Genomic DNA, 14,431 nt, shown 5'->3' on the forward strand with positions numbered 1-14,431 from the left:
TTCCCGGCCGTGACCCGGGCCGTGACCCGGGCCGGGGCCCCGCCCGGGGCGCCCTCGGCGGGCTCACCCCAGGGGCGTGAACTCGGGCAGGGCGAGGGCCGAATGGGCTGGTCTCCCCTCCGTGACGGGTGCGGTGCCGAGGCCCCGCAGCATGGCGTTGCGCCGCTCCAGGGCCCGTGCGGTGGTCGGGAAGAGCGCGCCGCCGTTCTCACCGGCCTGGTCCTGGTTCACGGTCACGAACTCGCGGGTGCGGTGTTCGTAGGCGGCGAAGCCGGCGGTGTGGTCCCGGTCGGCCAGGGAGCCGGCCAGCATGTACGCGCCGACGAGCGCGAGGCTGGAGCCCTGCCCGGTGAGGAACGAGGGCGCGTACGCGGCGTCGCCCACCAGCGCGACCCTGCCATGGGACCAGCGGGGCATACGGATCTGGCCGGCCCCGTCGAAGAACAGGTCGTCCGCGTCGCGCAGGGCGGCGAGCATGCCGGGGACCTCCCAGCCCGCGTCGGCGAAGACCGAGGCCAGCAGGTCCCGTTGGGCCCGCGGATCCCGGAACGCGCCGAACGGCTGCTCCGGGTGGGCGAAGTTCAAGAAGGCGTGCACGTCGTCCTTGCCCCCGGTGTCCCCCGCGTCCCCCACCGCGTAGAGGGCGGCGGCCCTGCCCGGCGTGTTCCACAGCACGGTCTCGCGGCGGAGGCCGAAGGTGTTGCGCAGGGTGAACCCGGCGAAGCAGTGGCCGAGGTACCGGTGGAACCGCTCTTCGGGTCCGAACAGGGACGCGCGGGTACGGGAGTGCAGACCGTCCGCACCGAACACCAGGTCGAACGTACGCCTGCCGCCCCCGTGGAAGGCGACGTCGACCCCGTGGCCGGACTGGTCGAGGGTGTCGATGGAGTCGCCGAACAGGAACTCCACGTCGTCACGGACCGCCGTGTGGAGCACACGCGTCAGATCCCCGCGCCGTACCTCCAGGTCCCGCCCGGCGACACCGCCGGTGACGGTGTGCGGGTCGACCGAGGCCACCACACCGCCGTCCCCGTCGAGGAAGGTCAGCCGGCGCAGGTCGATGTGCGCCTTCCGCAGCCGCGGCAGGATTCCCATCCTGCGGACGACCTCCAGCGCGGTGCCGCGTACATCGACGGGATAGCCGCCGTCACGGAGCGTGCCCGCCTTCTCGACCACCGTGACCGCGAATCCGCAGCGGTTCAGCCAGAACGCGAGGGCGGGCCCGGCGATGCCCGCCCCGGAAATCAGGGCGGTGCGCCTCGGCACGGTCCGGAGGGGGCCGGAGAGGCCGGCGCGGGTCATGCCGTGACTCCTTTCTTCAGGGTGCGGGCGACGAGCAGGGACAGTGCGGTGAGGGCGCCCGCCATGACGAAGCCGGCGACGAAGGCCGATTCGGCCGGGATGTCCGACCCGGCAGGGGTCCCGGCGGTGAGGATCGCGCCACTGACCTGCATACCCACGGCGAAGCCGAGCACGCGGGTCACCAGGAGCAGGCTGGTGGCGATGCCGGTGTCGCCCTGATCGACGGATGTGGCGGTGCTGGTCAGCAACGCCGTGATGCACAGGCCGTTGGCGAGCGCGATCGCCACCTTCCCGATCACGAGGTGCCAGACCTCGGTGTGCACGGCCGCCAGGGTGACGAGGGAGACGGCCATGAGGACGATCCCGGAGACGACCACGGCACGCGGGCCGAAACGCCGCACTCCGATCCCGCTCACCACCCCGGCCACGGACGCGGCCACGACACCGGGCAGCAGGAAGAAGCCGATCTCGGTGGCGCCGGCCCCGAAGCCGTACGCGTCGGCGGGCACCGCGAGCAGCTGCGGGACGAGATAGAGCGCCACCGAGGTGCCGACGCACATCACGAACGTCACCACGCACGACTTCCACACCGTGGGCCGGGCCAGCATGCGCAGATCGACCATCGGCGCGGCCGCACGGCGCTCGACGGCGATCCACCCGGTCACGAAGGCGGCCAGCGCCACGACGAGGGCGCCGAGCAGGAGGGGCTGGGCGGCGAGTTCGGGCGCCAGCGCGAGGACGAGCATGAGGGTGATCAGCGTCCCGCTCAGGAGGAGCAGGCCGGGCCAGTCGACACCGGCGTCGTCCGAGCGGCCCGGCGGGTCCCTCGGCACCAGCCTGTTCACCAGCAGGGTGGCCCCGACGACCGCGATCGTCGGCAGCGCGAACATCCAGTGCCGGGACAGCCCTTCCGCCACGGGCCCGGCGGACAGCGTTCCCGCCATCCCGCCGCCGACGAACAGTCCGCTGAGGGTCCCGATGGCCATCTTCGACTCCCCTGCGGGGAGGAGCTTGCGTACCAGGATGAACGACAGGGGCAGCGCGCCCACCATCGCCCCCTGAAGCACCTGACCGAGCAGCAGCACGGGCAGGTTCGGCGCCAGGGAGGACACCAGACCGCCGGCGCAGACCACGGCCATCAGCCGGATCAGGACTCGTTTTCCGCCGTAGCGGTCGCCGAGCTTGCCTGCGAGCGGCGTGGTGAGCGCGCCGGTGATGAGGAGCATGATGCTGAGTAACGCGCCTTCCGCGGGGCTCATGTCCAGCTCGCGCTGGAGGAGCGGGAGCGTCGGTGTCACCACCGACTCCAGGGCGCCACTGGCGACTGCGAGCGCGCCGAGGGCCCGGACGGGGGCCTTTCCGATGCGGACCGGGGGAGCCAGGGTTGCGGTCATGGACATCCTTTCCGTCATTGCCGGGCGGTAAGGGCAGGTGGGCCGTAAGGCTGTTGAGCTGTTGAGCTGTGGCGCTGTTCAGCGGGGCCCGGCCCGGCGGCCGTTCACGCGGTGTGCATGGTGCTGGCGGTGCGGACAGGTCCGGGGCCGTCCGGCGGGGTGGACCCCGGGAAGCGGTGTGCGAGTCGTCCGATGCGGAGCATGTCCGGCTCGTACGCGCGGAGTTGGTGCAGGACGGTGCGGTCCGCACCGAACCAGCATTACACTACACCGTGCAGTGTAGAAGGTTAGGATGTGCCCATGCCGACAACGAACACGCCGACCACGAAGACACTGCGCGAGGGGTCCGCGCGAAAACGGGCCGCCATCCTCATGGCGGCCCGGGAACTCTTCCTCGCCGAAGGCTTCGACCGGTCCAGCGTCGACGCGGTCGCCGCCCGGGCCGAGGTGTCCAAGCGGACGGTCTACGACTACTTCGGCGACAAGCAGTCCCTGCTGAAAGCCGTTGTCGACGCCATCGGCGAGTCACTGATCACCACGATCCGGCAGACCCTCGACGACACCCTCACCGACCGCACCGAGGCCGCCGACCTGGAGGACGTCCTGGTCACGTTCTCGATGCGGATCGCGACCGGCATGCTCGACTCGTCGGAGTACGCGACGCTGCAACGGCTGGTACGGGCGGAATTCGGCCATCTGCCGCACGGGTGCTACAACGCCATGGCCGACACCCCCGACGAGGCACTCGCCGAGCGGTTCGCCGCCTTCGCCGCGGCCGGGCTGCTCCACGTCCCCGACCCCCGGCTCGCGGCCGACCAGTTCATCGCGCTGACCTTCGGCGTCGCGCTGGACCGGCTCGGTTCCGCGAACGCCGTGGAGGACGCCCGCGTCCGGCCGATCGTCGTCGAGGGGGTGCGGACCTTCCTCCGGGCCTACCGGACCCGGTAGGGCTCGACCCGCACGTGGCGTCATGCCGCATCGTCGGTAGGGACCGGAGCCGGGCCGGAGGCCGAGGGGGTACTGACTCACTCAGCCCGGTACCCCTTCGTTCCCTCCCCGTCGCGCCCACTTTTTTGTGGGTACTTGTCGTCTGCCGGGGGCGCGGGGGAATCTGGTGACCGGCGGCCGAGGTCCGGCCGGACCCGCCGCCCGGGGCTCCGACCCGGGCCCGGCGGCCCCCCGACCGGGCGGCCCGTTGGGATTCTGGGCCGAAACCCCGCCGAGCGCCCGGCGGCCGGGGGACGGCGGCCGGCCGGGCGATGCCGCCACCGAGGCGCTGCGGTCCCGAGAGGGTGGTCCGTGAGGACGTCGGCGGGTACCGTCCCCGGCACGGCGTCAGGAGCTGCCTGCTCATCCCCGACCTGGACCGAGTCCGTCCGTCCCGCTACGCGGCGGACGGTGACCGGGCGTCGTCGGCGAGCCTGATGAGCGCCAGCGCGGCGCGGTACTTCTCGGGGGAGTAGCCCAAGGGCCGGTCACCCGTCCTCTCGGTCTCCCCGTACAGCTCCCGCTGCGTCTCTGCGTAGGACCGGAGGACGGACCGGGCCCGGCCCGTCGTCACGTCCAGCGCGGCCGCCACCTCGTTCCAGGTGGCACCCCACCTCATGGCGTCGTGCACGAACCAGGAGCGGTCCCGGAAGAGCATGCGGTGCATGCTCTCACCCAGGGCGAGGACCGCGAGCGCGTCGTCTGCGGTGGCGGTCTCTCCGGGGTGGCGGCCGGAGGGCAGGTGCCGGTCCACCAGGCGGTGGTGGTGCGCGAAGTACTTCTCGGCCAGCCACGGCAGCAGGACCCCGTATCCCACGTCGTCCGGCCTGCGGATCACCCGGGCCCGCCACTCCTCGTGCGAGCGGGGCGAGTCGACGGGGACGGCGGAGGGCCGCGACCGCGCCGGTTCCGAGGGGGCACGTGTCCCACCGGTCCGCGCGCCGGGCGCGGCCGTGTCCGGCGCCGGGACGCCATCACGGCAGGCCCTCCGCGTGGCGGACCGGGCCAGAAGGGCCACTACGGCCAGCGCCCCCAGGTGCGCCCCGGCTCCCGCGAGCAGGAACCACCAGGGTGACCCGCCCCGGTCCGCCGCGTCGAGGCCGAGCCCCACGGCCGCCACCAACGCCACGACCAGGCCGATCCACGGCAGCAGGACCATCGCCACCGCCCACGTCCTGACCGGCTGTTCGACGTTGACGCACACCCAGAGCGCGATCAGGTTGACCAGGAACCCGCACCCCGCGAGGACGGCTACCACGCCCAGGTAGAGCATCGGCCACTCCTCCGACGCGCAGGAACCAGCGCTCGCGTGCTGTATGAGTGCGTTCATGGGCTCCCCGCCGTCCGGTCCGCTCGACCACCACCCCCGACGGTACGAGGAGTTCGGCGCCCCGCCCTGAGCACTCGCACTCAGCCCGGCCCGGCCTTCTACTCAACCGGCCGCCCGCGCGCCCCAGGACGGTCAGCGGTGGTGCCAAGCAGAGTGGTCCTCGTTCCACCGCTCCAGGGCCCGGGCCCGCTCCACCTCGGCGTCCAGACACTCGATACGACGGGCCCCGTCCGCGGCCCCGCCTCCGTCGGGGCCAGGGAACGTTCGCGGTCGCCTCAACAGCCCATGTCAGACGAAACCCGCAGGTCAACGGAGGCTTCGACGTGAGGGGCTACGCGTCGACGTCGTTGCCCCGGCTTCCGCCCCGGCTCTTCCCGAGCACGCGCACGACCGTCCCGGCGGCCAGGGTCACCGCCGCCACCTTCCTGGTCCAGGGCGGCCCGCCGCGCCCGGACCACACCACGCACGCACACCCGAAGACGGCGAGCACCAGAACACCGATCAGCATCAGGACCACGTGCCCACCCGCCCGTTCCCACAGTTCCGTACGGCCACGACGACCGTCCCGAACACAAGGATGGCCCGCGAGCCCGCGCGGTTCCCTTCCCACCGGCCGGTACGGCCGTCAGCCGTCGAGCGCGCGCCCCGGCCGAGTCCGCGTACGCCAGGGAGCGTACGCGGGCGGACGTACCCGAAGACGTACGCGGCGGAACGGGCGCCACCGGGGGCGGGCGCCGCCATCATGGAATTCCGGCACCACGTGGAACCGGGTAAACGCGGGGGGCGCCGGCGGCTGTATCCGGGTGTCGACGCCATCGGTGCGTCGGCATCGGTTGCCGGAGGAAGGACGCTGAGGATGCTGGACCCTGTGGTGCTGGTCGAACCGTTCGAGCTGCTTGAGCCGGTCGAGCCGGTCGAGTCGGTCGCGCTGGTGACGGTGTGCGCCCGGCTGTTGTACGCGCTGACGGACCCGGGCACACGGCCGGCGCGGGAGGTCCGCCCGTGAACGGGGAACCGGTCGCGCGGACGCGTGACTTCGAGACCTTCTTCTCCTGCTCCCATCCACGCCTCCTGGCCCAGGCGATCATGTTGTGCGGCAACCGGGAGGACGCCGAGGACGCCGTGCAGGAGGGATTCGCCGAGGCATACCGGGCCTGGGACCGGATCGCCGGCTACGAACTCCCCGAGGCATGGGTGTACCGGGTCGTCGTCCAGCGGCTGTGGAAGACGTACCGCAGACAGCGGCAGGGTCAGGACCGGCTGCCCGATCTGCCGGTGCCGGTGCAGGCGGGACCCGAGCGGACCGCCGAGGCGCGCGAGGTGCTGCGGCTGCTCGGCGCCCTGCCGCCCCGGCAGCGGGTCACCATGGTGCTGTTCTGTCTGCACGGGTGGTCGCAGCAGGACATCGCCAAGGCGCTGCGGATGACGCGGGGCGGCGTCGCCGCGAATGTGTCGAAGGCCCGCCGGACACTCAGGGAGGCGCTGGGCATGGCCGACGCGGAGATGAGCGGTCGCGAGGCGTTCATGGTGGGCCCGGGCCGGGGCGAGCGCGACCGGATCCGGCCGGCCGGAACGGGCCTTGGCGCGGCCGACCCGGTCGACCGGGCGCTCCGGGAGACCGAGGCCTGGCTGCGGGCCGCCCTCCTCGCGGACCCGCAGGAGCCGGAGCGCGCCCGCGCCGCGCTGGCCCGGCGGCTGAAGGAGCGGCCGTGAGAGCGGTGCTGGGGGGACTGCGCGGACTGCTGGCCGTCACCCTGCTGGCCGGTTTCTACGGAGTCGTCTGCACCCTGCTCGCCCTCGACGCGGCGTTCGTGGCGCTCATGCTCTACGGGATAGTGGAGACGCCCGCGCAGATCGGCAGCTGGGCGATGGTCGTCGGCGGCGGCATCCCCGCAGGATTCGCCCTCGCCTACGGGCTGGTGACGGTCAGCGGCGTCGCGGAAGCACCCCCCGGCGCGGTGCTCGTGCGCCGGCAGGAGGCCCCCGGCCTGTGGCGGCTGGTCGAGGATCTCGCGGAACGCCTCGGCACCCGCCCGCCCGGCCGGATCCTGCTGACACCCGAGGTCAACGCGTCGGTGTCGGAGGAGGCACGGCTGCTCGGCCTGTTCGTCGGCGAGCGGACCCTGTACGTCGGGGTGCCCCTGCTGGACGATCTCGAACCGGCGCGGCTGCGCGCGGTGCTCGCCCATGAGCTGGGCCACTACGCGGGCCGGCACACCCGGTTCGGCGCGATCTCCTACCGGGGGGCGGAATCCCTGCGCTTCACCCTCTTCCGCCTCCGCCTGACCGACGCGTCCGAGCAGGGGTTCTTCGGCTACTCCCGGATGTTCCACTGGGTGGTCGCCCGCTACGCGTCGCTGTATCTGCGGCTGACCCTCGCCGTACGCCGCCGCCAGGAGCTGGAGGCCGACGCGGACGCGGTCTCCGTGGTGGGCCCGGAGGCCACCGCCGGGGCGCTGCGCGCCGTGCACGCGCTCGGTCTCGCGTGGAACGGATTCCTCGACCGTTTCCTGCGGCCCGTCCAGGGGCTCGGATTCGTCCCGGACGACGTCTTCGGGGCATTCGCCGCGATGCTGGAGGACCCGGACGTACGGGAACGGCTGGCCGAGCGGCACGCCCACCCGGTCGAGGCGGGCAGCTCCCCGCTGGACTCCCATCCGCCGCTGGTCCGGCGGCTGGCCCTGATCGAGGCACGGACCGGTGGGGCACCCCCGGCCGCCGCCGCCGGGGCCGGGCCGCTGCTGGCCGACCGGCGGCCGGTGGCCCGGGTGGAGCGGCGGATGCTCGCCGAGGCGCGGACCGAGCCGACCGCGCTGCCCCGGCAACAGTGGGCCGACCTGGCCGCCGAGGCGTTCGCGATCGAGCCGGCGAGCCTGCTCCTGGACGCGGTGCGCGGCGTCGGCGTGAGCGCCCGCCCGACCCTCGGCACCGTGCTGGACCTGCTGGAACACGGCGATCAAGGGGAGCTGGTACGGCAGTTCACGGACGCGCCATCGGCCGGGGAGCAGCTGATCGAGGCGCTGTACGCGCTGACCGGGCAGGCGCTGGCGGGCGCCGGCCTGGCGCGCTGGTCACTGAGCTGGACCGAGGGGTACCGGCTGGTCTGCCACCAGGGCTCCGGCCAGGTGCTGGAGGAGCTGGTGACGGCCGCCGTCCGGGGCCCGGCGGGCGTGGACCGCCTCCGCCGCGAGCTGGCGCGGCTCGGCCTGGACGTGGCGGCGCCCGTACCGCTGGCCCTGCGTACCGTGCCCGCCCCGGCGGGACGCACCAGGGGGGAGCGGGTCACCCGGCGCGTACCGGAGTTCGTGCTGGCGGAGCTGCGGCGGCAGAAGAGAGTGCGCTGGTTCACCCTCGGCACGATGGGCGTCCTGTTCGCGGTGTGGGGGGTGATGCTGGTCCAGACTGGCTGGTCGGATGCCTATCGGACGCGGCAGGCGGACACCGCGTCGATCCTGCGGAACATGCCGGAGGGCTGGACACCGGGCGGTCCGCTGCCCGGGTACCTGCCGACCCCGACCCCGGACCCGATCCCGGACCCGATCCCGGACCCGGTGACGGGCGCCACTCCTTTGCCGGGTGCCACGCCGCTGCCGGAGATCACCGGCCTCGCGCGGTACTTCCTGGACGATCCGTCGCGTCCGACGCTGTCCTACCGCGACCGGCTGTTTCTTGTCGACGCGTTGCCCCGCTCCGTCCCGGTGCGGCCGGGCGACACCCTGTACGGCATCGCCTGCCGGTACGAGACCACCGTCGCGAAGCTCCGGGAGCTGAACGACATGGGGGCGCGGGATGTCCTGAAAGCGGGGGAGGAACTGCTCGTACCGCGTGACGGGGGCGGGCGGATCACCGAGGCGGGCTGCCGCTGACGGGAGCCGGCCCCTGTCAGCGGTGGCGGCGCCGGCGGCCCTTGGGCGGGGGCTCCGTGACGGGGTCGACGGGGTCCCACCAGCCGAACCGGTCCGCGCGCCGCCAGGAGACGCCCGGTCCGGGAGCCGGGAAGACATCGGTGTACGCCCAGGAGCCGTCGGTGCGGCCCGGATCGCTCCCCGCCCCCGCCCCCGGGCCGGCCGCCGGACCCGCGCCGGACTCCCAGACGAACGGGTCGGACGGGTCGGACGGGTCGGACGCGTTGGGAGTGTCGGACGGGGGCGGGGGAGCGGAGCCCGGCCACGGACGGGTGCCCGCTGTTTCCGGGGCGGTCGGTCGCGGGGCCTTCGTACCCGGGGCCTTCGTACCCGGGGCCTTCGTACCGGGGGCCGCTCGTGCGGAACGGCGGCGGTCGTACGCGGAGCGCCGGGCCGGGTCGAGAAGCGTCTCGCGGGCCCGGTACAGGCTCCGGAAGGTCTCGGCGTCGCCGCCCCGGTCGGGATGGTCGAGGAGGGCCCGGCGCCGGAACGCCCGCAGGATCTGGTCCTCCGTGGCGTCCCCCGGCACACCGAGGACCGCGTAGAGGTCCGGTTCCCCGGCGGCCTGGCTCATCGGACCGCCACCTCGGCCTGCCGGCAGACGAGCCGCCACGACGCGCGGTGCGCCGGCCCCGAGAGCCCCGTCCCGTGGCCCGACACGAAGGTCACCCACCGGCGCCCGGCGAGATAGCACCAGATGTCGAGTTCGTCGTCGCTGCCGACGTAGTAGCGGTCGCTCCGGTCCAGCGTGTCGCCGTTGACGAAGGGCCACTGCAAACGGGATTGGGCCTCCGGCGGCAGATTGCCGAGGAATCCGCGCATCCGCTCCGTCAGCGGTACCACCCCCGTGGCCCGGTCCGGTGGGTCGACGCCCGGCAGGGGCGGTCCGCCGGACGGCCGCCGGCCGGCCCGCTGGACCACGACCGCGTGCCGCAGCGACGACGGCACGAAGGGCACGACCGTGATCAGCTGCGCGGGCCCGCCCCGGTCGTTGGTCGTCGGGGTGCACTCGGCGAGGCCCCGCTCACCCAGCACCACCGCGTACGGGCGCTGTTCGTCCGTGCGGTGGCAGTACGCCCACCACTCGACGACCGGCCCGACCCTGGCCACCATCCGGTCGCGGACCTTGGGGCTGAGCTGCTCCCACCAGTGGTCGCGCCCCGGGCGCCGGACGAAACCCAGCCGCCCGGCGCCGTGGAGCGGAGCGTCCACCCCGGCGGCGCGGGCCGGAAGGGCCGGCTCCCCGGCCGCCGGGACCGGTAAGGGGCCCTTTTTGGCCCGGCTGATTTCCGATCCTCTGCCGTCGCCCCTGTGCCAGGGCAGCCGCTTCGACGCCATGCCCGCCTCCCCCGTGTCCCGTCCGCCTGTTCGCCTGTCTGACCGTCCGGTCGTCCGGCTGTCCGATCCTTCGGCCGTCCGCGCCCCGCCGCACACCGGCTCCTCCCATGGTGCCCCGTGCCGCGCGGCGGGGGAACTCCAGGAGCGGGACGCTCCGGATCCCGTGCGGCGGAAGCGCCCGTGGCCGGTCCCGGGTGCCGTGGCCGGAACCGAACGCTCCGGCCGGGAGCCGGGCGGACCGGCAGCCTCCGCCCGGCCCGGGACCTGGCTGACGACACGCCGGGAAACCAGGTGACTCCGGCGGCGGCGGGCCGATAGACCTCACGCAGGCTGTTCGGATCGTTCGGCGGGTGGAGGGGACGGGCGGGGCGGAGGGGAGCCCCCGACCACAGTGGCGCACGCGTACACGGGCAGGAAAGGACTGAGGTGCCGGGGCATTCGGGGTGCGCGGACTTGTGCCGTGAGACGGAGGAGGCCGCCGGCGGCGGCCTCCGCTTCGGGCTGCTGGGGGCGGTACGGGCCTGGCGGGGGGACGAGCCCGTACCGCTGGGCACACCGCAGCAACGCCTGGTACTGGCGGTGCTGCTGCTGGCCGAGGGCCGGGTGGTGGGCCGGGAGCGGTTGATCCGTGCCCTGTGGGAGGACCGGCCGCCGGTCACGGCCCGGCGCACGGTGCAGACGTACATCTCCCAGCTGCGGCGGCTGTTCGGTCCCGGGGCCGTGCGGCGGGACGGCGAGGGGTACGCGATGCCCGTCCACCCCACGGATCTGGCCGAGTTCCTGGCGCTGTGTGAGCGGGGGATGCGGGCCGAGGCGCTGGCGCTCTGGCGCGGAGAGGCACTGCTCGGGCTGGGCGGCCGCTGGGTGGCGGCCGAGCGGGCCCGGCTCACCGGGCTGCGGCAGAACGCCGTGGAAGCCCTTCTCGAACAGCGGCTCGACGCGGGCGACGCGGCGGGCGCGGCGGCCGAGCTGTCGGCCCTCTGCGCCGAGCAGCCGCTGAGCGAACGGCCGCACGGGCTGCTGATACGGGCTCTGTACGCGCAGGGGCGGCAGGACCGGGCGATCGCGGTCTACACGGGGCTGCGGCGGCGTCTGGACGAGGAGCTGGGAGTACGGCCGACAGCGGAACTGGCCTCGCTCTACCAGCGGATCATCTCGGGTGAGGCGGTGGGCGGGACGCGCCTGGCATCCGGGGACCAGGACCGTGCGCGCCACGACCGTACGGGCCACGGCGGTACGGGCCAGGACCGCACCGGCCAGGACCGTACTGCCCATGACCGCACCGGCCACGAACGTACGGGCCATGAACGCACCGGCGACGAGCACGCGGACCACGACGGTGCCCGGGGCCCTCGCGGAGAGGCCGCCCCCCTGTCGGCGACCCACCGTGAACGTGAACCGGACGTGCCAGATTTACCGAACTTACCGAACTTACCGAAGTTACCGGATGCAAGCGGCGGGCGGACGGCCCGGCCCGCCCAGGTTCCCGCTCAGCTTCCGGCCGACACCAGCCACTTCACCGGCCGCGACGATGCCGTCCGCAGGCTCGCCGAGGCGGCCGCGCCCGGACCCACGGCGTCCGCCGTCGCCGTCGTCGGCCTCGGCGGGGTCGGCAAGACCACGCTGGCGGTCCATGTCGCCCACCGGCTCCGGCACCTCTACCCCGACGGGCAGCTCTTCGTCGACCTCCGGGGCGCCGGCGGCGAACCGGTGCCCCCCGGCACGGCGCTGTACGGCTTCCTGCGCGCCCTGGGCGCCACCGCGTCCGCCGTCCCGGAGTCGACCCCGGACCGGGCGGCGGCCTTCCGGTCCCTGCTCGCCGGGCGGCGGGTCCTGATCGTCCTGGACAACGCCCGGGACTCCGCCCAGATCCGTCCGCTGCTGCCCGGTGCCCCCGGCAGCGCGGCCATCGTGACCAGCCGTTCCTGGCTCGGCGACATCGCCGACGGGCGGACCGTCGCCCTGACCCCGATGAGCCCCGAGGAGTCGCTGGCCCTCTTCGCCCGCATCGCCGGGGAGCGGCGCACCCGCGCCGAGCACGCGGAGGCGGCGGCGATCACCGAACTCTGCGGCCATCTCCCCCTGGCCGTGCGGATCGCCGCGTCCCGGCTCTGCTCCCGGCCCCACCGGCCCCTGGAGTGGCTGCGCCGCCGGCTCGCCGACGAGCGCGGACGGCTGGCGCAGCTCCGGATGGCGGATCTGTCGGTGGAGTCGGTGTTCGCCCTGTGCCACGACCGGCTGTCCCCGGAGCGGGGCCGGGCCTTCCGGCTGCTGTCGCTGGTGGAGGGGGACACCTTCTCCGGGGCCGCCGCGGCGGCGGTGCTCGCCCTGCCCCCGGAGGAGGCGGAGGAGGTCTGTGAGCGGCTGGTGGATGTGTCGCTGCTGTCCGCCCCCGCGCCGGGCCGCTACCGCTACCACGACCTGATGCGCGACTTCGCCCGCCAGCGCTGCGCGGAACGGGAGACCGCGAGGGAGCGGGAGGAGGCGCTGGAGCGGCTGCTCGACCTGTGGCTGGCGACCGCCCGCGGTCTGGACCGTTTCCTCTACCCGGGGGACTCGGTGCCCGACGGCGTCGCCCCCACCCGCCTGCCGGAGTTCGTCCCGGTGGACATCGACGGTGCCGTGGACCGGCTGCTGGCCGAGTCGGAGGGGATCCTGCGGCTGCTGTGCGGGGCGCTGACGCGTCCGGGCACCGATCTCGTCTCCGTGGCCGAGATCCTGACCTGTCTGGAGTATCTGACCGAGTCCGGTTCGGACCTCGTCCCGTACGCCACCGTCGTCCGGCTGCTGGTGGAGAACGCCGTGGCCCGCGGCGAGCGGCGGGCCGAGGGCTGGGGCCGCTATCTGCTCGGCTACGCGCACTACCGCCGGGGGGATGCCGACGCGGCGACGGACGAGTTCCGCTCGGCGCGGGACGCGAGCCGGGAGTGCGGGGACGCGGTCACCCTGGGGCGTTCGCTGAACCGGCTCGGCATCGCGACGCGTTCGGCCGGCCGGGCGGCGGAGGCCGTGGCGTACTTCCGGGCCTCGCTGGCGGTCTGGTACGAGCGCGGCGACCTCTTCCCGCAGGGGAGCACCCTGGGCAATCTGGCGCCCGCGCTGCTGGATCTCGGTCGGCTGGACGAGGCCGTCGCGGCGGCGCGGGCGAACGTCCGTATCAAGGAAGGGCTCGGCGGCGACGGCACCACGGCCACCGCCCGCTATCTGCTGGGGCGGGTGCTCATCGGCGCGGGCCGGCCGGAGGAGGCGGTGGACCAGCTGGAGGCAGCGCTCGGCATGTTCCGTGTCCGCCGGCTGCGGCTGTGGCAGGAGGCCAGCCGGCTGCGGCTGGCGCAGGCACAGCTCGCCCTGGGGCGTACGCAGGTCGCGCGGATGCTGGCCGGACGGTGTCTGGAGGCGTTCCGGCGGTGGGGGGAGGTCTCGTTGGCGAGGGAGGCCTCCGCGGTCCTGATGGGGGTCGGGAGGGGCACCGCCACGCCGACCGGCTGACCGGCTTCGCCCCCGGGTTCCGGGACGCGGGGTGCCGGGTCTCGCGTGGTGCCGGGGCGGGAGGGGTGCCGGGAAACCCCTCCCGCCCCGGCGGGGTGCGATCGGACTCAGCCGAAGGAGATCGTCGAGGTGCGGTCGTTCCACCAGCCGAGGTCGGCCGCGGGGGACTTGAACGGGTCGCTCATGGAGCCGCCCCACTGGGAGTGCTGGTACAGGGTGATCCAGCAGCCCGAGCTGGGGGTGAGCGAGCTGATCTGGTCGTTCCAGCGGCTGCCGCCCAGGTCCCAGGCGTAGTCCTCGCCGTTGCCCGTCAGGCAGGTGCGGTCGCCCCAGAAGTACAGGGAGTCGCCGCCGTGGCCCGCGTCCCAGGAGGCGGTGCCGAGCCAGGTGCGGCCGTTGCCCCAGTCCTCACGGGCCATCGCGCCCATCGCGGCCTTCAGCTCCGCGGGGTTGTCGGCGGTGGTGACCGCTCCTTCCGAACCGGCCTTCGCCGCCTCACGGAAGGTGTCGAAGCAGGTCACTTTCTTCGTGGCGACGTCGGCGACGCACTGCTCGCCCGTTCCGGAGGTCCGGGGCGTGTCGGCGGCGGTGGCGGGGAGGGCGGTGCACAGAGCGAGGGCGGTGGCCGTGGCGAGCACGGCGACGATTCTGCGCATGTCGGTGATTCCCTTCGTGTGCGGGGCGGA

General features: G+C 74.0%; 12 protein-coding genes. 5 read left to right on the forward strand and 7 right to left on the reverse strand.

Annotated features, from left to right (window positions below; translation table 11 throughout):
- Window positions 1-63: 63 nt before the first annotated feature.
- Window positions 64-1,302, reverse strand: a complete 1,239-nt coding sequence (locus SYYSPA8_RS35135) for an FAD-dependent monooxygenase (RefSeq protein WP_323451513.1) — start codon at window positions 1,300-1,302, stop codon at window positions 64-66.
- Entirely contained in the window at window positions 1,299-2,696 is a 1,398-nt protein-coding gene (locus SYYSPA8_RS35140; RefSeq protein ID WP_323451514.1) for an MFS transporter, read from the reverse strand. Before SYYSPA8_RS35140 ends, SYYSPA8_RS35135 begins: the two co-directional genes overlap by 4 nt.
- A 300-nt stretch (window positions 2,697-2,996) precedes the next feature.
- Here SYYSPA8_RS35140 and SYYSPA8_RS35145 point away from each other — a divergent pair, with 300 nt between their 5' ends.
- Window positions 2,997-3,644: a TetR/AcrR family transcriptional regulator gene (locus tag SYYSPA8_RS35145; RefSeq protein ID WP_323451515.1), complete on the forward strand. Its 648-nt coding sequence runs from the start codon at window positions 2,997-2,999 to the stop codon at window positions 3,642-3,644.
- 436 nt (window positions 3,645-4,080) lie between these two features.
- Here the strand turns inward: SYYSPA8_RS35145 and SYYSPA8_RS35150 are convergent, their stop codons facing one another.
- Together SYYSPA8_RS35150 and SYYSPA8_RS35155 are read right to left on the reverse strand one after the other, a co-directional pair.
- Window positions 4,081-5,013, reverse strand: a complete 933-nt coding sequence (locus SYYSPA8_RS35150; protein ID WP_323451516.1) for a hypothetical protein — start codon at window positions 5,011-5,013, stop codon at window positions 4,081-4,083.
- A 331-nt stretch (window positions 5,014-5,344) separates the two neighbouring features.
- The gene (locus SYYSPA8_RS35155) at window positions 5,345-5,530 is read right to left on the reverse strand and encodes a hypothetical protein (protein WP_323451570.1); all 186 of its coding nucleotides are present in this window, start codon (window positions 5,528-5,530) and stop codon (window positions 5,345-5,347) included.
- A 339-nt stretch (window positions 5,531-5,869) separates the two neighbouring features.
- Between SYYSPA8_RS35155 and SYYSPA8_RS35160 the strand changes: the two genes are divergently transcribed.
- The 3 genes from SYYSPA8_RS35160 to SYYSPA8_RS35170 are packed head-to-tail and all read left to right on the forward strand — an operon-like array spanning window position 5,870 to window position 8,879.
- Window positions 5,870-6,019: a hypothetical protein gene (locus SYYSPA8_RS35160; protein ID WP_323451517.1), complete on the forward strand. Its 150-nt coding sequence runs from the start codon at window positions 5,870-5,872 to the stop codon at window positions 6,017-6,019.
- Window positions 6,016-6,726 (forward strand): RNA polymerase sigma factor, encoded by a 711-nt coding sequence (locus tag SYYSPA8_RS35165; RefSeq protein WP_323451518.1) that lies wholly within the window; start codon window positions 6,016-6,018, stop codon window positions 6,724-6,726. Before SYYSPA8_RS35160 ends, SYYSPA8_RS35165 begins: the two co-directional genes overlap by 4 nt.
- A complete protein-coding gene (locus SYYSPA8_RS35170) occupies window positions 6,723-8,879 on the forward strand; it encodes a M48 family metalloprotease (protein WP_323451519.1) in 2,157 nt (718 codons plus the stop codon). Before SYYSPA8_RS35165 ends, SYYSPA8_RS35170 begins: the two co-directional genes overlap by 4 nt.
- A gap of 16 nt (window positions 8,880-8,895) precedes the next feature.
- On the opposite strand, the gene SYYSPA8_RS35175 is transcribed toward SYYSPA8_RS35170, so the two are convergent.
- Window positions 8,896-9,492 (reverse strand): J domain-containing protein, encoded by a 597-nt coding sequence (locus tag SYYSPA8_RS35175; RefSeq protein WP_323451520.1) that lies wholly within the window; start codon window positions 9,490-9,492, stop codon window positions 8,896-8,898.
- Window positions 9,489-10,256, reverse strand: a complete 768-nt coding sequence (locus tag SYYSPA8_RS35180; RefSeq protein WP_323451521.1) for a hypothetical protein — start codon at window positions 10,254-10,256, stop codon at window positions 9,489-9,491. The genes SYYSPA8_RS35175 and SYYSPA8_RS35180 overlap by 4 nt, the downstream gene beginning before the upstream one ends.
- A gap of 453 nt (window positions 10,257-10,709) precedes the next feature.
- On the opposite strand from SYYSPA8_RS35180, the gene SYYSPA8_RS35185 reads away from it, so the two are divergent.
- The gene (locus tag SYYSPA8_RS35185) at window positions 10,710-13,745 is read left to right on the forward strand and encodes an AfsR/SARP family transcriptional regulator (protein WP_323451522.1); all 3,036 of its coding nucleotides are present in this window, start codon (window positions 10,710-10,712) and stop codon (window positions 13,743-13,745) included.
- 107 nt (window positions 13,746-13,852) lie between these two features.
- Here the strand turns inward: SYYSPA8_RS35185 and SYYSPA8_RS35190 are convergent, their stop codons facing one another.
- Window positions 13,853-14,401, reverse strand: coding sequence for a hypothetical protein (locus SYYSPA8_RS35190; RefSeq protein ID WP_323451523.1), 549 nt, complete (start codon window positions 14,399-14,401; stop codon window positions 13,853-13,855).
- Window positions 14,402-14,431: the final 30 nt, after the last annotated feature.

This window comes from Streptomyces yaizuensis, assembly GCF_034961445.1.
Lineage (GTDB): Bacteria > Actinomycetota > Actinomycetes > Streptomycetales > Streptomycetaceae > Streptomyces > Streptomyces yaizuensis.

Coding starts and splice junctions, on each gene's coding strand:
- SYYSPA8_RS35135 (WP_323451513.1), bottom strand. CDS start 1,302: ATGACCCGCGCCGGCCTCTCCGGCCCCCTCCGGACCGTGCCGAGGCGC.
- SYYSPA8_RS35140 (WP_323451514.1), bottom strand. CDS start 2,696: ATGACCGCAACCCTGGCTCCCCCGGTCCGCATCGGAAAGGCCCCCGTC.
- SYYSPA8_RS35145 (WP_323451515.1), top strand. CDS start 2,997: ATGCCGACAACGAACACGCCGACCACGAAGACACTGCGCGAGGGGTCC.
- SYYSPA8_RS35150 (WP_323451516.1), bottom strand. CDS start 5,013: ATGAACGCACTCATACAGCACGCGAGCGCTGGTTCCTGCGCGTCGGAG.
- SYYSPA8_RS35160 (WP_323451517.1), top strand. CDS start 5,870: ATGCTGGACCCTGTGGTGCTGGTCGAACCGTTCGAGCTGCTTGAGCCG.
- SYYSPA8_RS35175 (WP_323451520.1), bottom strand. CDS start 9,492: ATGAGCCAGGCCGCCGGGGAACCGGACCTCTACGCGGTCCTCGGTGTG.
- SYYSPA8_RS35180 (WP_323451521.1), bottom strand. CDS start 10,256: ATGGCGTCGAAGCGGCTGCCCTGGCACAGGGGCGACGGCAGAGGATCG.
- SYYSPA8_RS35190 (WP_323451523.1), bottom strand. CDS start 14,401: ATGCGCAGAATCGTCGCCGTGCTCGCCACGGCCACCGCCCTCGCTCTG.